The organism is Vibrio sp. YQ_11 (assembly GCF_043103065.1).
In the GTDB taxonomy this organism is placed as follows: Bacteria; Pseudomonadota; Gammaproteobacteria; order Enterobacterales; family Vibrionaceae; genus Vibrio; species Vibrio parahaemolyticus.
Window position 1 is genome coordinate 63,974 of the sequence record NZ_JBICJM010000044.1, and the last position, 20,600, is coordinate 84,573.

General features: G+C 45.4%; 19 protein-coding genes. 12 read left to right on the plus strand and 7 right to left on the minus strand.

Features of this window, described 5'->3' with window-relative positions:
• Nucleotides 1–119: 119 nt before the first annotated feature.
• Both ACF8EG_RS17575 and ACF8EG_RS17580 read left to right on the plus strand, forming a co-directional pair.
• A complete protein-coding gene (locus ACF8EG_RS17575; RefSeq protein WP_005457820.1) occupies nucleotides 120–668 on the plus strand; it encodes a DUF882 domain-containing protein in 549 nt (182 codons plus the stop codon).
• Between the two features lie 96 nt (nucleotides 669–764).
• The gene (locus ACF8EG_RS17580; protein ID WP_025625995.1) at nucleotides 765–1,421 is read left to right on the plus strand and encodes an MBL fold metallo-hydrolase; all 657 of its coding nucleotides are present in this window, start codon (nucleotides 765–767) and stop codon (nucleotides 1,419–1,421) included.
• Between the two features lie 20 nt (nucleotides 1,422–1,441).
• Here ACF8EG_RS17580 and ACF8EG_RS17585 read toward each other — a convergent pair whose 3' ends face one another.
• Entirely contained in the window at nucleotides 1,442–2,107 is a 666-nt protein-coding gene (locus ACF8EG_RS17585) for a DUF2982 domain-containing protein (protein WP_069506657.1), read from the minus strand.
• A 270-nt stretch (nucleotides 2,108–2,377) separates the two neighbouring features.
• On the opposite strand from ACF8EG_RS17585, the gene ACF8EG_RS17590 reads away from it, so the two are divergent.
• The 6 genes from ACF8EG_RS17590 (at nucleotide 2,378) to ACF8EG_RS17615 (ending at nucleotide 8,407) form a co-directional block, all read left to right on the plus strand.
• On the plus strand, nucleotides 2,378–2,767 hold the full coding sequence (locus ACF8EG_RS17590; RefSeq protein ID WP_005490722.1) for a hypothetical protein: 390 nt from the start codon (nucleotides 2,378–2,380) through the stop codon (nucleotides 2,765–2,767).
• Nucleotides 2,768–3,253: 486 nt separating this feature from the next.
• Nucleotides 3,254–4,342 (plus strand): TRAP transporter substrate-binding protein, encoded by a 1,089-nt coding sequence (locus tag ACF8EG_RS17595; RefSeq protein ID WP_069506660.1) that lies wholly within the window; start codon nucleotides 3,254–3,256, stop codon nucleotides 4,340–4,342.
• 125 nt (nucleotides 4,343–4,467) lie between these two features.
• The gene (locus ACF8EG_RS17600) at nucleotides 4,468–5,007 is read left to right on the plus strand and encodes a TRAP transporter small permease subunit (protein WP_020838784.1); all 540 of its coding nucleotides are present in this window, start codon (nucleotides 4,468–4,470) and stop codon (nucleotides 5,005–5,007) included.
• Nucleotides 5,008–5,019: 12 nt separating this feature from the next.
• Nucleotides 5,020–6,306: a TRAP transporter large permease subunit gene (locus ACF8EG_RS17605; protein ID WP_005494762.1), complete on the plus strand. Its 1,287-nt coding sequence runs from the start codon at nucleotides 5,020–5,022 to the stop codon at nucleotides 6,304–6,306.
• Nucleotides 6,307–6,420: 114 nt separating this feature from the next.
• A complete protein-coding gene (locus tag ACF8EG_RS17610; protein WP_020840950.1) occupies nucleotides 6,421–7,785 on the plus strand; it encodes a cache domain-containing protein in 1,365 nt (454 codons plus the stop codon).
• Nucleotides 7,769–8,407, plus strand: a complete 639-nt coding sequence (locus tag ACF8EG_RS17615) for a response regulator transcription factor (protein WP_053339728.1) — start codon at nucleotides 7,769–7,771, stop codon at nucleotides 8,405–8,407. The genes ACF8EG_RS17610 and ACF8EG_RS17615 overlap by 17 nt, the downstream gene beginning before the upstream one ends.
• Before the next feature lie 37 nt (nucleotides 8,408–8,444).
• Here the strand turns inward: ACF8EG_RS17615 and cosR are convergent, their stop codons facing one another.
• Entirely contained in the window at nucleotides 8,445–8,921 is a 477-nt protein-coding gene (gene cosR, locus ACF8EG_RS17620) for a MarR family transcriptional regulator CosR (RefSeq protein ID WP_005494763.1), read from the minus strand.
• Nucleotides 8,922–9,316: 395 nt separating this feature from the next.
• Here cosR and ACF8EG_RS17625 point away from each other — a divergent pair, with 395 nt between their 5' ends.
• Together ACF8EG_RS17625 and ACF8EG_RS17630 are read left to right on the plus strand one after the other, a co-directional pair.
• Nucleotides 9,317–10,888 (plus strand): BCCT family transporter, encoded by a 1,572-nt coding sequence (locus ACF8EG_RS17625; protein ID WP_005458059.1) that lies wholly within the window; start codon nucleotides 9,317–9,319, stop codon nucleotides 10,886–10,888.
• A 226-nt stretch (nucleotides 10,889–11,114) separates the two neighbouring features.
• Entirely contained in the window at nucleotides 11,115–12,998 is a 1,884-nt protein-coding gene (locus ACF8EG_RS17630; RefSeq protein WP_005458057.1) for a methyl-accepting chemotaxis protein, read from the plus strand.
• A gap of 101 nt (nucleotides 12,999–13,099) precedes the next feature.
• Here the strand turns inward: ACF8EG_RS17630 and ACF8EG_RS17635 are convergent, their stop codons facing one another.
• Both ACF8EG_RS17635 and ACF8EG_RS17640 read right to left on the minus strand, forming a co-directional pair.
• Nucleotides 13,100–13,819 carry a 3'-5' exonuclease gene (locus tag ACF8EG_RS17635; RefSeq protein WP_021822203.1) on the minus strand — a complete coding sequence of 240 codons (720 nt, stop codon included), beginning with the start codon at nucleotides 13,817–13,819 and terminating at the stop codon, nucleotides 13,100–13,102.
• 8 nt (nucleotides 13,820–13,827) lie between these two features.
• Complete coding sequence (locus ACF8EG_RS17640) at nucleotides 13,828–15,717, minus strand: putative nucleotidyltransferase substrate binding domain-containing protein (protein ID WP_031830108.1); 1,890 nt, start codon at nucleotides 15,715–15,717, stop codon at nucleotides 13,828–13,830.
• Nucleotides 15,718–15,911: 194 nt separating this feature from the next.
• Between ACF8EG_RS17640 and ACF8EG_RS17645 the strand changes: the two genes are divergently transcribed.
• The gene (locus ACF8EG_RS17645; protein WP_005494765.1) at nucleotides 15,912–16,553 is read left to right on the plus strand and encodes an outer membrane beta-barrel protein; all 642 of its coding nucleotides are present in this window, start codon (nucleotides 15,912–15,914) and stop codon (nucleotides 16,551–16,553) included.
• A gap of 98 nt (nucleotides 16,554–16,651) precedes the next feature.
• On the opposite strand, the gene ACF8EG_RS17650 is transcribed toward ACF8EG_RS17645, so the two are convergent.
• The 3 genes from ACF8EG_RS17650 to ACF8EG_RS17660 form a co-directional block, all read right to left on the minus strand.
• A complete protein-coding gene (locus tag ACF8EG_RS17650) occupies nucleotides 16,652–17,842 on the minus strand; it encodes an amino acid aminotransferase (protein WP_031813767.1) in 1,191 nt (396 codons plus the stop codon).
• 373 nt (nucleotides 17,843–18,215) lie between these two features.
• A complete protein-coding gene (locus ACF8EG_RS17655) occupies nucleotides 18,216–18,515 on the minus strand; it encodes a hypothetical protein (protein WP_069486229.1) in 300 nt (99 codons plus the stop codon).
• Between the two features lie 198 nt (nucleotides 18,516–18,713).
• Nucleotides 18,714–18,944: a hypothetical protein gene (locus ACF8EG_RS17660; RefSeq protein ID WP_005483298.1), complete on the minus strand. Its 231-nt coding sequence runs from the start codon at nucleotides 18,942–18,944 to the stop codon at nucleotides 18,714–18,716.
• Between the two features lie 178 nt (nucleotides 18,945–19,122).
• On the opposite strand from ACF8EG_RS17660, the gene ACF8EG_RS17665 reads away from it, so the two are divergent.
• A complete protein-coding gene (locus ACF8EG_RS17665; protein WP_069506663.1) occupies nucleotides 19,123–20,514 on the plus strand; it encodes a PLP-dependent aminotransferase family protein in 1,392 nt (463 codons plus the stop codon).
• Nucleotides 20,515–20,600 lie beyond the last annotated feature (86 nt).

Genomic DNA, 20,600 nt, shown 5'->3' on the forward strand with positions numbered 1-20,600 from the left:
AGTAAACAAAAAATTCAGCGCGACTTCGATATTCCGGACCAATTTATGCATTTGACGAGATAAATTGGTTTCGGTATCGTCCGCTTTCTTTGTTTAGTAATTGAGCAGTGTTTTTGTTTATGGTAAGTCGTAATTTTTCTCGCCGTGATTTCCTTAAAATGACCGCTGGTGGTGTCGTACTGGCGTCTGCAATGCCTACACTTTCATGGGCTTCACTTCCGGATGAACCACGCGTGTTAGCCATGAATAACTTGAATACGGGTGAGCTTCTCGAGACGTGCTACTTCGATGGCAATCGCTACGTCGGCAAAGAATTGCAGCGTTTGAATGAGTTCTGCCGTGATCATCGCCGTAATGAAGTGCATCCAATGGATAAACGTCTGTTCGATCAAATCAGCCAAATTCAAAAGCTCATCGGTACTGAATCCGAAGTTATCGTGATTTCTGGCTACCGTTCTCCTGTGACCAATGCGTCCCTGCGCAGCGGTTCTACTGGTGTTGCTAAGAAGAGTCTACACATGGAAGGGAAGGCGATTGATTTTCGTCTCGATGGTGTAAAGCTGTCTACGGTGCGTGATGCGGCAATCAGTTTGAAGGCTGGTGGTGTTGGATACTATCCGGGCAGTAACTTTGTCCACATTGATACGGGTGCAGTACGCAGTTGGTAAGCCTATTTTAGGGCTGGCGTAAGTCTTGAAGTCGCCTAGGGTTAGTGTCATAGTTGCGGCAGTTTTAACGCAAATTTATTCGGTAATAGGTTATCTATGGCTCTGAAATACCAAGTTGTCCCAGTGACTTCTTTTTCTCAAAACTGTTCTATCGTGTGGTGTGACGAAACGATGAAAGGCATCGTTGTTGACCCAGGCGGTGACGAAAAACAGCTTGCAATGCTCATCAAAGAGCTGGGTGTTGATGTGGTGAAATTGGTATTGACCCATGGTCACTTAGATCACGTTGGCGGTACTGAGCCATTATCAGCGCTGTTAGGCGGAACAGAAATCGTTGGGCCGCACAAAGCGGATAACTTCTGGCTACAAGGTTTGGAAGGGCAAAGCAAAATGTTCGGTTTCCCTCTAACTGAGGCATTTGAGCCGAATCAATGGTTGAATGAGGGTGACGTTGTCACTTTTGGTAGTCAAAAGCTGAACGTTATCCATACGCCGGGCCATACACCAGGTCACGTAGTACTTTATAGTGAAGAAGCGCGTTTAGCGTTTGTTGGTGATGTTCTGTTTAACGGTAGCATTGGTCGTACTGACTTCCCTCAAGGCGACTTCAATACGTTGATTAGTTCAATTAAAGAGAAACTTTGGCCTCTAGGTAACGATGTTACATTTGTACCGGGTCATGGTCCTCAATCTACCTTCGGTCACGAGCGAAAAACCAACCCGTTTGTTGCTGACGAGATGCCACTATACTAGCGCCTTGTCTGTACTCGTTATTATTCTGGCTCGGCGGCCGCTAAGTATCGCCGAGTCAGCCCTACAAATTCGTCGGCTTCCCTGTCTAAATCACTGGCAGAAATAAACACATCATAGCCGTAAAATTCTCTCTGATACTTCATTCTATTCGCCAGCATGGCTTGCAAACCGTCATATTGTTTTCCCGCTTTGTTAGTGTACGGTTGTGGGTCGAGCACCATATCTTCAAATTTCTCTTCACAATGGTTCTGCCTTGCGCCCAAATACAACAAAGCGCGTTGGCTAAGTAAAATCTCCGTCGCGATACGCGGGCAAATTGCATCAAGATAAGGGGAGTAGTGTTTCAAGCGGATGCCTATCCACGGGAGCGGTTGATGCCAGCCGTCTTGTTGATAACTGCATATACCAATGGACTCAATATTTCGCCAACGGACAACCCAACCGCCTTTAAACAGGTGTTGCTGAAAGTGCGAGGCGGTCAATGTGAAAGTGACTTGGCTTTTCTTAATCATCAAGACGGCGAAACCGACGATGATTGCCATCAAAATGACGGAAAGCATTGCTTGTTTCCAACCCGGAGAAATCACGACAAGAAATAGTGTAATGAGCGCTACCAGCAACAAAATCAATCTGTTGATTGGCGAATCAGACTTGAAGTGTGAATTTGTTAGATGCAGCGTTTCCATGCTCATACCTCAATGAATACTCCAAATAAAATCGAGATTTCTTGATATGCAGCTTGATGCTTTTAATCAAAACGAAACCTCTGTTTTTATACCCAGTATTCAATAAATCCGTTCACAAATGATCTGTTTAAATAGTAGACGTTCTAAGCTTTGAGCGCATTTTTCGTAGCGTTTCGCCGCTAAAACCTACAAATCGATTGTAAATTTTGGTATAAAACGCGCTTCAAATTTTCATCCCTGCTGAGATGCAGTGAACTGGAGAAATATTCAATGAGACTTGCTCATAAGCGTAAAGTGCAGATGAAACTGCAAAAACGCATTAAAGCGACAGTAGCAAACCTAGCTGCAGCACCAAAAACAGCAAAGCCTGTTGCGGAAAAAGCAGCAGTAAAACCTGTTGTGGAGAAAGCAGTAGCTGAGAAGAAAGTAGCTGCAGCGAAAACTGTTGATGTTGCACTTACTCCTAAGCAACAACAAGTACTAGACATCGTTGTAGCGAATGCTGAAGGTATCAACCCTAAAGGCATCGGTTTAGCAGCGGGTCAAGAAGACGCTAAAGCAGCATCATGGGCTACTGGCGCACTGAAGAAGCTTCTTGAAGAAAACCTAGTTCAAAAAGAGCAGTTGGCAGGTAACAAAGTTATCTACAAAGCAGTTTAATTACCGCTATTGTTCTGTTTTTATACAATGCCTCGGTGATCGCCGGGGTATTTTTTTGCCCTAATTTCTTACTTTCCTTTCTAAACAAGCGTGCATTTTAGCGATACAAAAATGGCGTTTGTCACATTTTTTTAAATACTGTGTAAATTTTTTGGTAAGTTAATACGTAAGTAGCTTTCTAAATAATGCCTTTCATGCCTGATTCATAACTTAATGATTTAAGGCGTTATAAAATTACCACCATCTAATCTCCTACGTATAAATACGTAATACTAAGGGCTAATCAGGTTATTGATACTAAGATAACTTGCGTGTTCACGCCCATTTCGAATTAGACAACATTGTTACATCTTTATACCCAAGTTACTTCAAGCGTCGCTACTCGGCTCGTGTTTTGACATGAGAATGGTGCTGGTCAGCTTGTCGTACTTCAAATCCGTATGAAATGGATGACAACAATAACCTTGGTGACAAAGGACGTGAACGATGAGTCTTATCCAAAAATCTTTGAGACGAGTGCTCAAAATGACTGCCGTAGTGGCAGCGATGACATTCGTGGCAACTTCTGCAAGTGCTGCTGAAAAAGTATATCGCCTAAAGCTGGCTGAAACGTGGGGGCCTAACTTCCCAATCTTTGGCGACACGACGAAAAATATGGCGAAAATGGCAGAGGAAATGTCAAATGGTCGTCTACAAATTCGTATCGACTCTGCGAACAAACACAAAGCACCATTTGGCGTATTCGACATGGTGAAATCCGGCCAATACGATATGGGACACTCTGCGTCTTATTACTGGAAAGGCAAAGTGCCAAACACGCTTTACTTCACTTCTATGCCTTTCGGAATGTTGCCGACAGAACAATACGCATGGTTCTACTACGGTGGCGGGATGGAGTTGATGGAGAAGGTTTACTCTCCGCACAATTTGATGTCTTTCCCTGGTGGTAACACCGATGTTCAGATGGGTGGCTGGTTCCAAAAAGAAATTAAGTCGGTCGATGACCTGCAAGGGTTGAAGATGCGTATTCCGGGTTTTGCGGGTGAAATCTTGGCAGAATTAGGCGCGAAGCCAACCAACATTGCACCGGGTGAGCTTTATACCTCACTTGAGCGTCGCACTATCGATGCGTTGGAGTGGGTAGGTCCGTCTTTGGACTTGCGTATGGGCTTTCACAAAATTGCGCCTTACTACTACACAGGTTGGCATGAGCCTGCGACTGAGCTTCAGTTCCTCGTCAATAAGCGAACTTGGGAGCGTCTACCGGATGATCTGAAAGCAATTCTCCAAGTCGCGATGAAAACCGCTGCGTACGACATGTACACGCAATCGAAGCATGAAAGCGGCAAAAACTGGGCATCTATTCAGTCTGAGTACCCAAATGTGGAAGTAAAAGATTTCCCACCTGAGGTGATGGATGCGCTGCGTGCTGCCAATGACAAGCTGCTTAAACAGCATGCTGAGGAAGATGCGTTGGCAAAAGAGATTCAAGAATCTCAAGCGAACTACATTAAGCAAGTTCGTCCATGGTCGAACATCTCGCACCGAGCGTACTTGAATAGCCAAGCGCAATAAAAACTCGGTCTGGCCAAATCGTATGATTTGGCCGACGAGGAAGCCCAAGAAAAATTTCAAATAAAAATCATAAAAACGCTCCGTAGATACTGCGGAGCCAACCCACACGTTCCATGGAGTTCGGAATGAGAAGCCTTATCTATATTGAGCGAATCTTCAACCGCTTTGGTGATTTTCTGGGGTGGTTATCCAGCATCCTCTTCATTTTGTTGTTGTTGAACGTGGTGTATGACGTTGTGATGCGTTACGTGTTTAACGACGTGTCTATCGCGTTTCAAGAAATGGAGTGGCACTTATTCTCTGCTGTCTTTTTGCTTGGCGTGCCTTATGCCATCAAATCCGGCGGTCACGTTCGAGTCGACATTTTTTATGAGCGACTGTCATATAAAGCGCAATCCATCATCGACATCATCGGCACCCTGTTTTTCCTCTTTCCTTTTTGTTTGTTGGTCGCATGGTTTGGTATTGATTTCGCGAAAGAGAGTTATGCCTTGGGCGAGACGTCTGGTGACCCAGGTGGTTTGCCGTATCGATGGATAATCAAAGGCATGATCCCGGTTTCTTTCTTATTTATGGCGGTGAGTGGCGTTGGTTTGCTGCTGCACTCAGTCAATAAAATCGTTAACCCTCATCTTATCTATGCCGGTAGCAACGGTAAGTCGTAAAAGGAAGTCATTATGATCGGTATAGTGATGTTTTTTGTGGCGCTCTTTGCGCTACTGCTCGGGTTTCCCGTCGCGTTCACATTCGGCGGTATTGCTCTTATTTTTGGTGTTTGGGCAGAGGGCATGGACATGTTTGCCTTCATGCCATATCGAATTCAATCCATCATGGAAAACACGGTGCTGATGGCCGTACCGCTGTTTGTTTTCATGGGGCTCGTGCTGCAAAAAACGAAGCTAGCAGAGCAGCTGCTGGAATCGATGGGGCGTCTGTTTGGTGGCGTCCGTGGCGGCATCGCAATTTCGACGGTGCTGGTGGGCGCGCTACTTGCGGCATCGACTGGCGTAGTGGGGGCATCTGTGGTGGCCATGGGGTTGATCTCGCTGCCTGTGATGCTCAAATACAACTATGACAAAGGCCTCGCGTGCGGAACCATTTGTGCTTCAGGTACGTTGGGGCAAATTATTCCTCCTTCCATCGTACTCATTTTGCTCGGCGATGTGCTTGGCGTGCCAGTGGGAGATTTGTTCCAAGCGGCCGTGTGGCCGGGTATCGCGCTAGTGGGTGCATACGTTATTTACATCCTTATTTACGCCAAGCTTAACCCTGAAGCAGCGCAGCCGATTGAACGTGATGAGTCACTCAGCCGCAGGGAAGAAGTGATGAAGGCGCTGAAAGCTGTATTACCACCATTGGCGTTGATCATTGTTGTGTTGGGCTCCATCTTTGCCGGTGTTGCAACGCCAACGGAATCGGCAGCACTGGGCGGGGCTGGGGCGATTGTTCTCGCTGTACTGTACAAGCAATTTAGTTGGTCAATGGTCTACGATGCGTCGAAAGAGACGGTTAAAGTGACCGCGATGGTGTTCGCGATTTTGCTGGGTGCGACGGCGTTCTCGATGGCGTTTACGTATACAGGCGGTGACTATCTGGTCGAAGAATGGATGTTGCAGATCCCGGGTGAGAAGTGGGGCTTCTTGATCATTACGATGATTGTGATTTTGATTCTGGGCTTCTTTATCGACTTCGTTGAAATCTGTTTCATCATCGTTCCTATTATCGCACCGGTTGCTGAGCTGCTCGGCATCAACATGACGTGGTTTGCTATTCTCATCGCGATGAACTTACAAACCTCCTTCTTAACACCGCCATTTGGCTTCAGCTTGTTCTATTTGAAAGGGGTTGCGCCTGCAGGCGTGACTACACGGGATATTTATCGTGGCGTGATGCCATTCATTGCGATTCAAATTCTCGTCCTTGCCTCCTTACTGTTTTTCCCAAGTTTCTACGGCATGGGTTAATGAGTAAGGAATAAAAGAGATTTTGTGAGCTGAGAGTCTTCACCTTTTGAGACAAGTTGTTAAGCTGCTCTTGGGGCATATTGACCCTTTGGGCAGCGTTTCATGGAGGGAAGGATGCCTCTCAAAGCCAAGTTAATTTTGCTGACATTGATTCCAGTGGTTTTAGTGTCGGCAAGCATCAGTTGGATTTCCATTTATCAGGCCAAAACATTGGGTCAACGAGAGGTGGAGATCTTCCATCAAAACCTCATTCAATCCAAAGAAGCGGCGCTCAAAGATACCGTTGATGTCGCATTTGATGCTATTTCCCACATTTACAACGATTCGACGATTGAAGAACGTGTCGCTAAAGCTCGAGTGAAGGCCATTCTCAATCGCCTAACTTACGGCTCTGACGGGTACTTCTTTGCTTACGATAAACACGGCACTAACCTCGTACATCCCGTTCTTCCTGAATTGGTTGGGGAGAACTTACTTCACCTAGAAGACGAAAATGGCGACAGGCTTATAGAAGCGTTGCTTTACCAAGCGCAATCCGGAGGCGGCTTTCACCAATACTTGTGGCAGAAACCCTCGACTGGCGACATTGTACCCAAGCTCAGTTACGCCGCATGGTTGGATAAATGGGAGTGGATGATTGGCACTGGTCTTTACATTGAAGATGTCAGCCAAGAAGTCGCGAACATGCGTGCTGCGGTGAACAAAAACATCGAGACCACGTTTTTTTCTGTGGTGGTGATTTTGGTGGTCACCGTGGCGGTGATCATTGTTCTGACTTTAGCCATCAATTTACATGAGCATCGACTTGCCGATAAAAACCTCAAAGAACTTGCTCACAAAACGGTGATGTTTCAAGAAGATGAGAAGAAACATTTAGCGCGCGAGTTGCACGATGGGATCAATCAGCTTCTGGTATCGAGTAAATGTCATTTGGATTTAATGAGCCATCGATTGCAAGATGAAAAGCTCAAGTCGCATCTCGACAAATCACAACGTTCTTTGGTGACGGCAATTAATGAAGTGCGGCACATTTCCCATCAACTTCGCCCAAGCGCATTGGATGATATCGGTTTGGAAGCTGCGTTGACGACATTGTTGCAAGATTTTCATTCACACTCTGAAATTGATATCGACAGCCATTTTGACACTCAACAGCACAAGCTGACCTCCGAAGTCGCAACAACACTGTACCGAGTTGCGCAAGAGTCGCTAAATAACATTGAAAAGCATGCAAAAGCGAAAAAAGTGACGGTGATTTTGCAAAAAATGGGCAATATGTTGCAATTACTCATAAGAGACGATGGCGTAGGGTTTGTCGTCAACCAAGCTGTGCATCGCCAAGGGATTGGTTTGCGCAACATGCAAGAACGTGTGGAGTTTATTGGTGGCGAGTTCGAACTCATGAGTGAGCTTGGTTTAGGCACGGAAATTACCGTGCTTTTGAATTTGGATGAATTAGTTTATGGACAAACCGATTAGTGTGGTGATCGTCGATGATCACCAAGTGGTGTTAGATGGATTTATCGCGCGTTTAGAGCTGGAGCCGGACATTGATGTGATTGGCACGGCAAGCAACGGCTTGGGAGCGATTGAGGTCGTTAAGCATCTGCGACCGGATGTTGTGCTTATGGACATCAGCATGCCAATCATGAATGGCATCGAAGCAACGGGTGTGATTAAAGAGGAATTACCAGAGAGTAAAATTCTCATGCTTACGATGCATGATAACCGCGAATACATCATGAAAGTTATGCAGGCAGGGGCGGTGGGATACATGCTCAAGGAAATTTCAGCCGAGAAAATGGTGCAAGCCATCAAAACCGTGAACCAAGGTTCAACCTATTTTTGCGAGTCCGTAACTCAGACGCTCTTTACACAAGAAATCAAACCCGCCCATCACAAACCCAATCCGCTTAGTCGACGAGAAGAGGCGGTCTTGAGGTTGGTGGCACAAGGCAATAGCAGTAAGAAAATCGCGACGTTACTCAATATCAGCTATCGAACAGTAGAAACGCATCGTCACAACATCAAACATAAATTAGATCTGCATTCGACAGCGGAATTAGCCAAATACGCATTTGAAACGGGGCTGACGGAATAAAAAAGTGCCCGTTTAATACGAGCACTTAAAGAGGTGATTATTCTGGTTTGGTGATGCTGCCGATTTCTAGAAGAGGCGCTACATCGATGTCTTCTGCGTTCATCATGGTGGAGATGCGCTGGACAGAAGAAAGCAGCAATGTTTGTTCCCACTCTTCCAATTTTTGGAATCGATTGATGAAGTGTTCTTGCAGCGGAGTTGGCGCTTGTCTCAGAGCTTCTTCGCCCTTCTCGGTAAGTACCGCATGTACCTTACGTTTATCTTCAACGCTACGACGACGCTCAACGAGTTGATTGCGTTCTAATCTGTCCAAAATCGTGGTCGCAGTTGCTTGACTCATATTGGTGTGGTTAGACAACTGTTTGATAGTCACGTTATCTAACTCATTGATAGCACGCATCAAAATCAATTGCGGAGCGGTCAATCCCGACTCTTTGCTCAGCTTTTTAGAATGTAAATCAATAGCGCGGATGATCTGACGAATCGAGACCAATACTTCTTCGTACTTTTCCAATTTTTTCATCCAGTCTGTAGGGAACATGTAACGACGCGACACTAACTCAAATGCGCTGTTATTTAAAGGGCTGCAGTCAAAATTTAGGTCTACATTTTTCAACTATTTATTCGTCTTTGGCGATTTCTTTTTATTCGCTCGTGCAACTGAAACAGAAAGACCTAAAATTATTATAGCAATAATTGTTTGTGGTCTAATTAATGATGTGGAGATTTGCGCTTTTTGTAATGCAAATTACCGACTGAAAAGTAAGTTATTGGATTTTTTAACAGCAAAAGATAGACAAAAACGCCTCAAATGATAGGATCTTCCGCTTTCACGGAATGTAAAACGTATCGTGTTCGAACGATTTTTTGTTTGGTACGGAAAAAATAATACAAAAATAGAGAGGAACGATGACAAAGGGTATAGATAAGTACAGTATTGACAGTACCGACTATACGGTAGGTCAAGACAACGTTCAAAAGTGGGGCTTTGATGTTCATAACCCAGTTTTTGGTATTAGTGCAGGCTTTATTGCACTGTTTCTTGTCGCAGCATTAGTTCTAGATGCTCATACCGCGAAGACGGCATTGGATGGGCTTAAGTGGAAGATCATTGGTTCATTCGACTGGCTGTTTATTATCGCTGGTAACATTTTCGTTATTTTCTGCTTAGCGTTGATTGTGTCGCCGCTCGGGAAAATACGCTTAGGCGGTAAAGATGCTGTCGCTGATTATTCATTCATGTCTTGGCTCGCGATGTTGTTCGCAGCCGGTATGGGTATTGGTTTGATGTTCTGGAGTGTGGCAGAACCAGTGGCTTACTTCACTGGTTGGTACGAAACGCCACTCGGCGTAGAAGCAAACTCACCAGAAGCCGCACGTTTGGCGCTAGGCGCGACGATGTTCCACTGGGGTCTTCACCCTTGGGCAATTTACGGCGTTGTGGCACTTTCACTTGCATTTTTCACCTACAACAAAGGGTTGCCTCTATCAATGCGTTCGATCTTTTACCCATTATTGGGCGATCGCGCTTGGGGCTGGGCTGGCCATATCGTTGATATTCTTGCAGTACTTGCCACTCTATTTGGTCTAGCGACATCACTTGGTTTGGGCGCTCAGCAGGCGGCAAGTGGTATTCACCATGTATTTGGTGTTGAACCTGGTTTAGGTTTGCAAATTGTCGTTATCACTGTGGTTACTCTGCTCGCAGTGGTTTCTGTTGTTCGCGGTATCGACGGCGGCGTAAAAGTGATCAGTAACATCAACATGGTTGTAGCGTTTTTGCTGCTTATCCTTGTTGGTTTGATTGGCTGGGCGGCGAGTTTAGGCTCGATCCCAACAACGTTAATGGCGTACGTAGAAAACATCATTCCATTGAGTAACCCGTTTGGTCGTACCGACGAAGCTTGGTTCCAAGGCTGGACGGTATTCTACTGGGCTTGGTGGATCTCTTGGTCACCATTCGTTGGTATGTTCATCGCTCGCGTTTCACGTGGCCGTACAGTACGTGAGTTCATCACAGCGGTACTGATTGTTCCGACGGTAGTCACCGTGGTTTGGATGTCGGTGTTTGGCGGTCTGGCGATTGATCAAGTCGTCAACAAAGTAGGCGAGTTAGGCGCAAACGGTCTGACCGACGTATCACTGGCGATGTTCCAAATGTTTGATGTGCTGCCATTTGGCAACATATTGTCGATCATTGCTGTGGTTCTGGTATTGGTATTCTTTATCACCTCTTCAGACTCTGGCTCGTTGGTTATCGACAGCATTACGGCGGGTGGTAAAGTCGATGCGCCTGTATTGCAACGTGTTTTCTGGGCATTTATGGAAGGTGCGATTGCGGTTGCATTGCTTTGGATTGGTGGCTCAGAAGCGGTACAAGCGTTACAAGCGGGCGCCATTTCTACAGCACTGCCATTTACCTTTATATTGCTAGCAATGTGTGTAAGTTTATTGATGGGGATGAAGACAGAGCGTCAATAATCCATTAATTTTATAAATTTGCTTAAATAACAAGTAATTAAGAAGCCAGCACCCTGCTGGCTTTTTTTGTGCGGTTTTTCTGACGCTAGACAAAAAAATGACACGCAAAAATCCATATTTTACAAAGAGTTAATGCGCTATTTTGTTTTTTAAAAATTAGTGAATAGTCGTGAAAAAGTGTGTAATATTCACCCACCTTAACTGTTCTCCCAACTCAATTATAATTATGAAAATATCATTAAAACAAAAGCTAATAGGCGCAAGCCTTTCTGCTGTTGTTGTGATGGCAACAGCACTTACTTGGTTGTCGGCTGGTCAATTATTTGATCAGACTCGTTCAGGTGTCTATTCACGAGCACAAAGTCTAAGTACCACTGCGTCAGAAGGTATTTCGGACTGGGTTAATATCCGTAAGGATATTGCAAGCGCATTCAACGACTACTCGACAGAGCAAGACGTTGTTCCTTTCCTACAGCAAGCACGCAAAGCTGGTGGCTTTGACGACATCTTCTTGGGTACACCAAACGGCGATATGTATCGTTCTCACCCAGAGCGTAACCGTGCTGACTACGATCCGCGTACTCGCCCTTGGTATAAAGATGCCAATGCAGCAGGTAAGCAGATCATCACAGAAGCATACCAAGACGCTATCACTAATGCATTGCTAGTGACCATTGCTGAACCAGTAATGAAAAACGGCAAGTTTATTGGTGTAGTGGGTGCTGACGTACTTATTGATCAGCTTATCGATGACGTAATCAATCTTGATGCGGGTGAAAATGCGCACGCAATGTTGATTGATATGAACGAAGGTACGTTCCTTGCTCACCCAGATAAAAGCCTAACGCTTAAGCCTATCACCAGTTTTCTAAAAGACTTTTCAGAAGAGGCTATTGAGCGTGCGGCAGCAGAAGGCAAGATTGAAAGCACGATGCTGAAAGGCCAAGAGAAGCTTTACTACTTCAAGAAAGTACCTGGCACACATTGGATGTTCGCGATTGAAATGGATCGCGCAACAGAAGAAGCAGGCCATGCAGTACTGCTTCGTGACCTGCTGATCACCGCTGTGATGATCACCATCGTTGTGATTCTTGCGGTATCTTGGTTGGTTGGCTTCTTGTTCCGTGACCTAGGCCGCGTGTCTGATGCATTGGAAGAAATTGCATCTGGTGAGGGCGACCTTACTCAACGCCTAGAACCTCGCAGTGACGATGAAGTGGGCAAACTGGCTGAGAACTTCAACCGCTTTGTGGGTAACATGCACACGATGGTTACCAAGCTAAGCCAAGTTTCTGCCTCACTTTCTGAGCAAGCACGTACAACGGCACAACAAGCAGAAGAACGTAGCCAGCGTATTTCTTACCAGCAAGACGAAATCAACATGGTTGCGACTGCGGTTAACGAAATGGCAGCAGCAACGCAAGAGATTGCGGGTAACGCAGACAGTACAGCACATAGCTCTGAAGAAGCGGTGCAAGCATGTGCTCACGGTTCTAGCCAAGTGAATCAAACGCAAGGCTCTATCCAGAATCTGGCGCAAGAAGTTCAAGTCGCGACAAATGTTATCCAAGAACTTGAAGCGCACGGTAATAGCATCAACACGATTCTATCGACGATTCAAGACATTGCAGAGCAAACTAACTTGTTGGCACTGAACGCGGCGATCGAAGCGGCGCGTGCAGGCGATCAAGGTCGTGGTTTTGCGGTCGTTGCTGACGAAGTTCGCGTATTGAGCCAACGTACTCACGCATCGACCAAAGAAATCCAAGAAACGATCGAAATGCTTCAAGGTACAACCAAGAAAGCGGTTGATATCATGGGAGATGGTCGTCGTTTGGCTGATACCAGTGTGGATGACGCGAATTCTGCAGCAGCGAGCCTGACGCAAATCCACAGTGCGGTAGAGCGCATCAGCGACATGGCAACGCAAATTGCGTCTGCGGCGGAAGAGCAAGCATCTGTAACAACAGAAATCACTCGTAACACAGAAGGCATCCGCGACGTATCGAACGAGCTTTCTGTAGAAGCTCACTCAGCAGCGGAGCAAGCAGCGCACCTATCTGAGCTGTCTCACGAGCTTGAGCAAGAGATCAAACGTTTTAAACTGTAATTCTCAGTTTGACGAAAAAGAAAAAGGAGCCGATAGGCTCCTTTTTAATGCATGTTTTTCGGTGAATGATTGTTGGTAAATAGCTACAACAAAAAATCTATCTACAACCAAAAATCACTGATTGGTTGGTCATCATTGTAGTGATGCGCCATCTGTGCCTGAAGCAACTCGGCAGTAGCAATCGCATCAGTTAACGCGTGATGCGGAGAGTAGTCTGGTAACCCATAGCGGCGTCGAGACTGCGCCAAACGCAGAGACTCTGGTCTCTTTCCTTTCAGGCGATTCCAAATGCCGCCAGCGCTTCTCTTTTGGATGTTCTCTTCGATTTGTAGCGTGTCTAACACGGGAAATTCAATCCCTTCCCCTATGCGCGCTTTCAGCGCTTGATCCAAGAATTCTCTCTCGATTCGACGATAATGCACAACGATGATTTTTCCGCTTAAGCAAGGCAGCAACTCACCCAAAATATCGCTCAGATCTGGCGCATCAATCAATTCGCTGTGAGTGATACCGTGGATGATAACGGAATCTTCATCCAACTTTTTCTGAGGCCTTACTTTCCAGTGTCGAGCATCGCGCAGAAAAATACGTCTCAGATTGAAAGGTACTAAACCGATAGTAATAATGTCGTGTTTTTCGGGATTGAGCCCCGTCGTTTCGAAATCCAACGCGACAAATTCAACCTCTGAAATGGGGGTATTGGGCGCTGGTAATTCGCTGCCGTAAAAGGCGACAAGATTCTCATCATTGACGAGCTCCAACTTTTGCTGAAACTTGGTTGGCCATTGAATCGCAGGCTTTTGAAATAGCTTTTTGATCATGCCAAACCTCACTTAAGGCTCTTATTTGCTTGATAGCGGAACTTAAGGAAGTTCTGCCCATTGCTGAGAATTTGGAAGGCATCTTTCAAATTACGGCGTTCAAAATCGGAAAGATTTTCTGGCTCAATGTTGTTATCTGGCTCAATTCCAAGCTCAACATCGGTCGCTTGATGTCGAATTCGTACCATAGAGATGAACTCTAACGCGTCTTTTAAATCCTGTGCTCGACCTTTTGGCAAGATGCCTGCGTCAATAATGTCGTCGAGACGTTCAAACGAGTTTTGTGCACGAGAGCCAACCGCCAAGGCATGCACACGAATCAGATCAACCAGCGGCGCGGTGCCACGACGTTTTAGGTTGATCGAGTTTTTGTGCTGGCCGTCTTTTTCCATCACAAAATCTTTGAAGAAGCCTAATGGCGGTGTGCGGTTTAGCGCATTTCGAGCCAAACATGCTAAGAAGCGATTATTTTTACGCGCTCGACGCACAATGAAGCTAGTGAGCTGTTCGGCCCATTTTAAGCGGCCATACACGCCATCTAAATCGAAAAATATTGATGCATTCAGTAACGCTTTCGGGTTGGGATCGTCAATCCAGTCAGCGAAACATTCTTCCCATTCGGAGCGAGTCATTCGCCACATCGGGTTTGTGGCCATGATGTCACCGGTACAATATTTGTAACCACAAGCGTCAAGGCCGTCACTGACAAACTTAGCGAGATCTTCAAAGTACTTGCCATGTTTCTCTTCTTGATAGGATTCGTCCAGAATAATGGCGTTGTCTTGGTCGGTAACCAGCAACTGTTCGTCGCGTCCCATTGAACCTAATGCGAGGAAACAATAAGGAATCGGAGGCGCACCAAGTTCTTCTTCGGCCAACTCCAACAAACGCTGTTTGAAACTTCGGCCAATTACCGACATCGCGCTGCCAACCATGTGTGAATTGGCGTCTTCGTTAACCAGACGTACGAAGCTGCTTTTGACTTCTTCTGCGACTGTTGCTAAATCTTCGATGCTTTGCTGCTGAAAAATGCTGCTTACGAGAAGCAGTGAGTTTTGCGATTCATAACGAACAATATCGGTAGTTTCGATGATGCCTATCGGCAGTTGATTTTTGACCACCGGCAGATGATGCACGTTGTAGCGTAACATCGTTAGCATGGCTTCGTAGATGTAAGCATTATGGTCGAGAGAAATCACTTCCGTCGTCATGACCGTTGAAACATCATCTTGAGGAGACAAGCCTTCTGCAAGCACTCGAGTACATAAATCTCGGTCAGTAATGATGCCTAAAACGGGCGATTGCGGATCATCTTCGTCACGGACAAAATCGGGGTCGACAATCAAGAGTGATGAAATGTTGTCCTGAGCCATTAACTGCGCTGCTTGTTGGATTGTTTGGCCGCGGTTTATGGTCGGGGCATCGCCAGTAAGTAGGGTCTTGACTTTAGAGGTGGTTAAGTCGTTTGCGTCTTTGTTTTCTGAAATGGTTTGGCGCAAGCGGGCGCTGTTTTCTACTTCAACAAAATCGGCGAAAGAGTCGAAGTTGTCGTAGATATCTTGAAACACCTCGACCGGAATGCAGTAGAGTAGGGTGTCTTCAATAGCCTTTACCGGGAAACGAACTTTGTTATTGGTAAGCAGCCCCATTTGACCGAATAAGTCGCCTTCATCGAGACGGTTATAAAGCTCACCTTTACGGCGATAAACTTCCACCACGCCACTTCTTACCACGAAAAGATCTTGAATATGGTCACCGAAGTGAATGATTGGGGTATCTTGTCGGTAGTAAGAGATTTCAACGCTTTCTGTCACTTTGGTCAGAGTTTCTTCTGGAAGTTCGTTGAAAGGGGGGTACTTGGCGAGAAAGTTATATATCTCGAGAAGTTCTGCATCCATTCGGGTGCCTTTTGTTTCGCAAATAATAAAGTAATCTTAACGCAGTTTTAAGACAGAATCTTATTGGATCACGCTTTTTCGTACTGAGTCATAAGATTCGGACATCTCCCGCGACAAGGTTTTGTTAATTCGGCTAATATGGAAATTGCCAATTGTAGTTAAGTTTTTAGGTGACTCTCATGAAAGGAAGTAAGATGGTGAGACAGTTATTGCTTGTACCTCTTGTGGTTTTGCCCGCAATCAGTATCGCTTCGGAAGCGGAACAAGCTGCAAAATTTGGGTATGAGCACATTTATTTGGATGTGGGGTCGGGTACGACCAATAAAGATTGGCTAGACAACTCGAATGCGACCACGCTGGGATTGGGTGGCAATTATCTCATCACCGATAATTGGTTGCTTAATGTTGATTACTCAGCGCAGTTTTTCCATCCTGACGATCTAACACTACGTGTGGATCGATTGTTGTTTGGTGGTGGTTATCGTTATGGAATTAACGACCAACTGGATGTTTATGGTACTTATGGGCTTGGTGCGCTGAAAGCGAAAGCAACGGATGAGAAAACGGATAGCACCATTTCCTCTGACACCGAGTTTCTTCAAGCTGTGACCATTGGTGCAAACTATCTTTTGAATGAACAATGGATGGTGTCAGCACAGATTCAGGCCAACCGAAGTGATGTGGTTGACGAGAACAAGTACAGAATCGGCTTCAATTACCAATGGCATGATGTGATTGGCACGGGCTTGTATTACCAATACCGTGATACAGATTACAGTGGTGAAAGTTCGGATTACATCAACGAAGTCGGCTTAAGTTTGAAGTTCGTATTTTAATCCCATTTAGTAACTTCAACCGTAATCAACAGATTTAAGAACAACAAAAAAGGTCAGCATACGCTGACCTTTCGTTTATTTTGTCTGTTTTCGACAGATTATAGAACCGCCGCGATACCTTTACATAGCGGGCCCATGTTTGATTTTGTCATACCAGCTACGCTGATACGGCCAGAACCAACGATGTAAATTGCGAACTCATCTTTCAGACGGTTAACTTGCTCTTTAGATAGACCAGAGAACGAGAACATGCCGTTTTGACGTTCGATAAAGCTGAAATCTGCATCCACACCTTCTTCTTTCAAAGTTGCTACGAATAGCTCGCGCATCTCTTGAATACGGTCACGCATTTCTTGTACTTCCGCTTCCCATTCGGCACGCAGTTCTTCGTTGTTTAGAATATGAGTAACAACAGCACTACCGTGAGCTGGTGGGTTAGAGTAGATAGAGCGGATGATCGCTTTTACTTGAGAGAATGCTGTTGTTGCCACTTCTTCGGATTCAGCAACAAGCGTGAATGCGCCTACACGTTCATTGTATAGGCCGAAGTTTTTCGAGAACGAGCTCGCAACGAGAATTTCTTTGTTGTATTTCGCGAAAGTACGTAGGCCAGCTGCGTCTTCTTCTACACCCTTAGCAAAGCCTTGGTATGCAAAGTCGAACAGAGGAAGCAGTTTCTTCTCAGCAACCAGCTTCGCTAGTGTTTCCCATTCTTCAGCAGTTGGATCGATGCCGGTTGGGTTGTGGCAGCAGCCGTGTAGAAGAACGATGTCACCTTCAGATGCAGCTTGAAGATCGTTTAGCATTGCATCGAAGTCTTTGTCTTTAGTTTCTGCGTTGTAGTAAGTGTATTGAGCCGTTTCTAGACCTGCAGCGGTAAACACGCCGTTGTGGTTTGCCCAAGTTGGGTTGCTGATCCAGATTTTTACGTTACCAAGTTGGCGTTTAATAAATTCACCCGCCACGCGTAATGCACCTGTACCACCAGGCGCTTGAGCTGTTTTCGCGCGTTTTTCCGCTACGATTTCAGCGTCTGCACCGAAAAGTAGTTTTTGTACCGCCAGACCGTACTCTGCAGTCCCTTCGATGGTTAGGTATGATTTGGTTTTTTCCGTTTCAATCAGTGCTGCTTCGGCTTTCTTTACGGTAGCAAGAACAGGTGTTTCGCCTTGTTCGTTTTTGTAAATACCAACGCCAAGGTTAATCTTTTCAGCGCGAGGATCTTTTTTAAATTCTTCAGTAAGGCCAAGGATAGGGTCGGCCGGAGCGGCAACTACTTTTTCAAACATAATCTTCATCCATGTTAATCGAAGGGGTCTGCTCGTATTTATACCTTTCAGCAATATTCGTTACAACACTTACTGATAAGAAAACGTAAAAAAATTTCGATTTGAAACAGGATGCTAACATAACCGATGCTTTTGCTATGAAAACCTTGGTTAAATCCGGATGTAAAGGGGAGTTTTGTAGCAATTCGGTGCTAATTTATTCAATCGAACAATTCATGAATCTGATGGCTACTGAGGAGCGATTTTAGGCGGTTTAAAACGTGAATCCTGCGAGGTAAGCAGAGCCTGTTGTGAAGGAAAAAGTAGGGAAGGGTAAGAAACGCCCCAACGGTGAGGGGCGTTTGCATGTTCAATTTACATCGAACGTTGAGGTCTATTTCTTTAGCTCAATTTCTGACTCTACCGCATTGGTTTCGATGTCAGGATTTGAAGACAACTTATCTGTCGCCCAATCGTTCATGTGTTTTAGGATTGCTGTAAGCGCATGCTTTTGCGTTGGGGTGTCACCAGCTTGAACATCTAGTTTTTCTTTTGGGTGTGACCCTGTCGCATCTTCGGCAACGTGTAGCCAATCTGGATGCCAGTAGTAAGGCTGTCCTGATGGCACACTCCACGTATGTACGCCATTGGTCTCGCCTTTATATTTGATGTCATTCTCGTTGTATTTCGTCATTATAATCGTCTCTCATAGTCTATGAGTTGAGGTGTGCATCACCATTAGCCTCTAAATGTAACAGATGGCATGAAAATTAATGTGATAGCAATCTATTTATCCTGTCGATAGATTGCTCACGATGATGCACAGTTCTCATTCAGACATGTTTTGTTCCAAAAGGCTCTCAACCTTGCATAACAGAAGGTTCGCTTCTGGCTATTCACCATTAATGTGCTTAACAATCGCCTCTTTTGCGTGCTCTTCTGTTGGTGTTTCGCCTTCTGGAACGACTAGATCCGCTGTTTTGTGCACACCTAGCGCGTCTTCTGCAATATGTAACCAGTCAGGGTGCCAGTAGTAAGGCGTTGTGCTGGCTGGGTGATCCCAACTGTGTACGCCTTTATGAGCACCTCGGTATGAGAGGTCATCCATAGTAAATACTTTCATCATTTTCTCCCGAAATAAAAGTCATACCTTTGAAAGTATGGAACATAAATTCTCACTTCGTATCGCGAATTGATATCACTAAGATTGATTAATTACGTTTCGAGATTGATAGTCGCGTTATCAGAATACGGGCGCGAAGTATGCTAAGGTTCGCTCGGTCGTGATAAATGAGGGAAACATGAACCGATACCGCCAACTGGCTGAACTGTTCAAAACGCAGATTCAGCAAAACACATGGAGAGCAGGAGAAAAGCTGCCGTCAGTGCGTGTTACCAGCCGAAATCATTCCGTCAGTGCCGGAACGGTGTTGCAAGCTTATCAGCTGCTCGAAGCACAAGGCTGGGTCGCGGCAAAACCTCAGTCTGGCTACTTTGTTACCGCAGAGCTGGACCGTTTGGAACCGAGTCCTCCTGCGACCTCTGTTTATCGCTCTAACATCAATGATGAGCTTTACGACTATCTCAAAAATCAGGCGTCACCGGATGCGATGAAGTTCGGCTCTGCCTTTCCCGATCCTGCGTTGTTTCCATTGGATGCGTTGAATCGTAATCTAGCCAGCTCTGGTAGGAAGATGGGGCCAGAGACGTTATTGGATAACTTACCGCCAGGCTCTGAATCATTGCGTCGTTTGATTGCTCAACGTTACATTCAACAAGGTATGGTGTTAACCCATGATGACATTGTCATTACTTCAGGGGCGTTAGAAGCGTTGAATTTGAGCCTTCAGGCCGTGACACAACCGGGAGATACTATCGTGGTTGAATCGCCAACATTTTACGGAGCGCTTCAAGCGATAGAACGTTTGGGCTTAAAGGCGATAGAAATCTCAGTAGACCCGCGCACCGGGCACTCATTGCAACAAATTGAAGCGGCTTTTACTGATAATGATGTTCGCGCGTGTTGGTTGATGACGAACTTTCACAACCCAACCGGAATGTCATTAAACGATGAGCAGAAGCAGCGCATCGTCGAGCTTGCTGATAAACACGATGTGTATTTGATTGAAGACGATGTGTATTCAGAGCTCTATTTTTCTAACAAGAAACCAAGTTCGCTGAGAACTTTTGATACCCAAGATCGCGTGTTGCATTGCGGATCATTTTCAAAAAGTCTTTGCCCGGGTTATCGGCTGGGGTGGGTGGTCAACAAGCGCTTTAATGAACATCTGCAAAAACTGCAACTTATCTCGACTTTGTCAGGTAGTGCGCCTATCCAACAAGGTATTGCGCATTATTTGCAAAATGACAGCTATGATAATCACCTTAGAAAACTTCGAAAGAATCTTGAGCAGCGACAATCCGCGTTCATTGAACTGCTCGATAAGTACTTTCCTAAATCGATTCATTACACAAAGCCAGAAGGCGGCTATTTTTTATGGGTTGAACTGCCGGAATCAAAATGCGGAAAAGCGATTTATCTGAAGTTATTGGAAGACAACATCACCGTTGCATTCGGTAAGTTGTTTTCTGTCGGCACAGATTATGAGAACTACCTAAGGCTTAATACATCGTTACCCTGCAACGATGAACTAGAAGAAGCCGTGAAGACGATCGGAGAATTACTTCACTAGCCAACTGTTTACCTATTTTTTGCTCAAACTGTATCAGTGAACGAATCCGAAGTTGTGTTTCAATTACTAGCAGACAACCATTTTAG

What these genes read in the sequence shown, in the direction of transcription:
- ACF8EG_RS17575 (WP_005457820.1), top strand. Translation starts at nt 120, where the DNA reads ATGGTAAGTCGTAATTTTTCTCGCCGTGATTTCCTTAAAATGACCGCT.
- ACF8EG_RS17580 (WP_025625995.1), top strand. Translation starts at nt 765, where the DNA reads ATGGCTCTGAAATACCAAGTTGTCCCAGTGACTTCTTTTTCTCAAAAC.
- ACF8EG_RS17585 (WP_069506657.1), bottom strand. Translation starts at nt 2,107, where the DNA reads ATGGAAACGCTGCATCTAACAAATTCACACTTCAAGTCTGATTCGCCA.
- ACF8EG_RS17590 (WP_005490722.1), top strand. Translation starts at nt 2,378, where the DNA reads ATGAGACTTGCTCATAAGCGTAAAGTGCAGATGAAACTGCAAAAACGC.
- ACF8EG_RS17595 (WP_069506660.1), top strand. Translation starts at nt 3,254, where the DNA reads ATGAGTCTTATCCAAAAATCTTTGAGACGAGTGCTCAAAATGACTGCC.
- ACF8EG_RS17600 (WP_020838784.1), top strand. Translation starts at nt 4,468, where the DNA reads ATGAGAAGCCTTATCTATATTGAGCGAATCTTCAACCGCTTTGGTGAT.
- ACF8EG_RS17605 (WP_005494762.1), top strand. Translation starts at nt 5,020, where the DNA reads ATGATCGGTATAGTGATGTTTTTTGTGGCGCTCTTTGCGCTACTGCTC.
- ACF8EG_RS17610 (WP_020840950.1), top strand. Translation starts at nt 6,421, where the DNA reads ATGCCTCTCAAAGCCAAGTTAATTTTGCTGACATTGATTCCAGTGGTT.
- ACF8EG_RS17615 (WP_053339728.1), top strand. Translation starts at nt 7,769, where the DNA reads ATGGACAAACCGATTAGTGTGGTGATCGTCGATGATCACCAAGTGGTG.
- ACF8EG_RS17625 (WP_005458059.1), top strand. Translation starts at nt 9,317, where the DNA reads ATGACAAAGGGTATAGATAAGTACAGTATTGACAGTACCGACTATACG.
- ACF8EG_RS17630 (WP_005458057.1), top strand. Translation starts at nt 11,115, where the DNA reads ATGAAAATATCATTAAAACAAAAGCTAATAGGCGCAAGCCTTTCTGCT.
- ACF8EG_RS17635 (WP_021822203.1), bottom strand. Translation starts at nt 13,819, where the DNA reads ATGATCAAAAAGCTATTTCAAAAGCCTGCGATTCAATGGCCAACCAAG.
- ACF8EG_RS17640 (WP_031830108.1), bottom strand. Translation starts at nt 15,717, where the DNA reads ATGGATGCAGAACTTCTCGAGATATATAACTTTCTCGCCAAGTACCCC.
- ACF8EG_RS17645 (WP_005494765.1), top strand. Translation starts at nt 15,912, where the DNA reads ATGGTGAGACAGTTATTGCTTGTACCTCTTGTGGTTTTGCCCGCAATC.
- ACF8EG_RS17650 (WP_031813767.1), bottom strand. Translation starts at nt 17,842, where the DNA reads ATGTTTGAAAAAGTAGTTGCCGCTCCGGCCGACCCTATCCTTGGCCTT.
- ACF8EG_RS17655 (WP_069486229.1), bottom strand. Translation starts at nt 18,515, where the DNA reads ATGACGAAATACAACGAGAATGACATCAAATATAAAGGCGAGACCAAT.
- ACF8EG_RS17660 (WP_005483298.1), bottom strand. Translation starts at nt 18,944, where the DNA reads ATGAAAGTATTTACTATGGATGACCTCTCATACCGAGGTGCTCATAAA.
- ACF8EG_RS17665 (WP_069506663.1), top strand. Translation starts at nt 19,123, where the DNA reads ATGAACCGATACCGCCAACTGGCTGAACTGTTCAAAACGCAGATTCAG.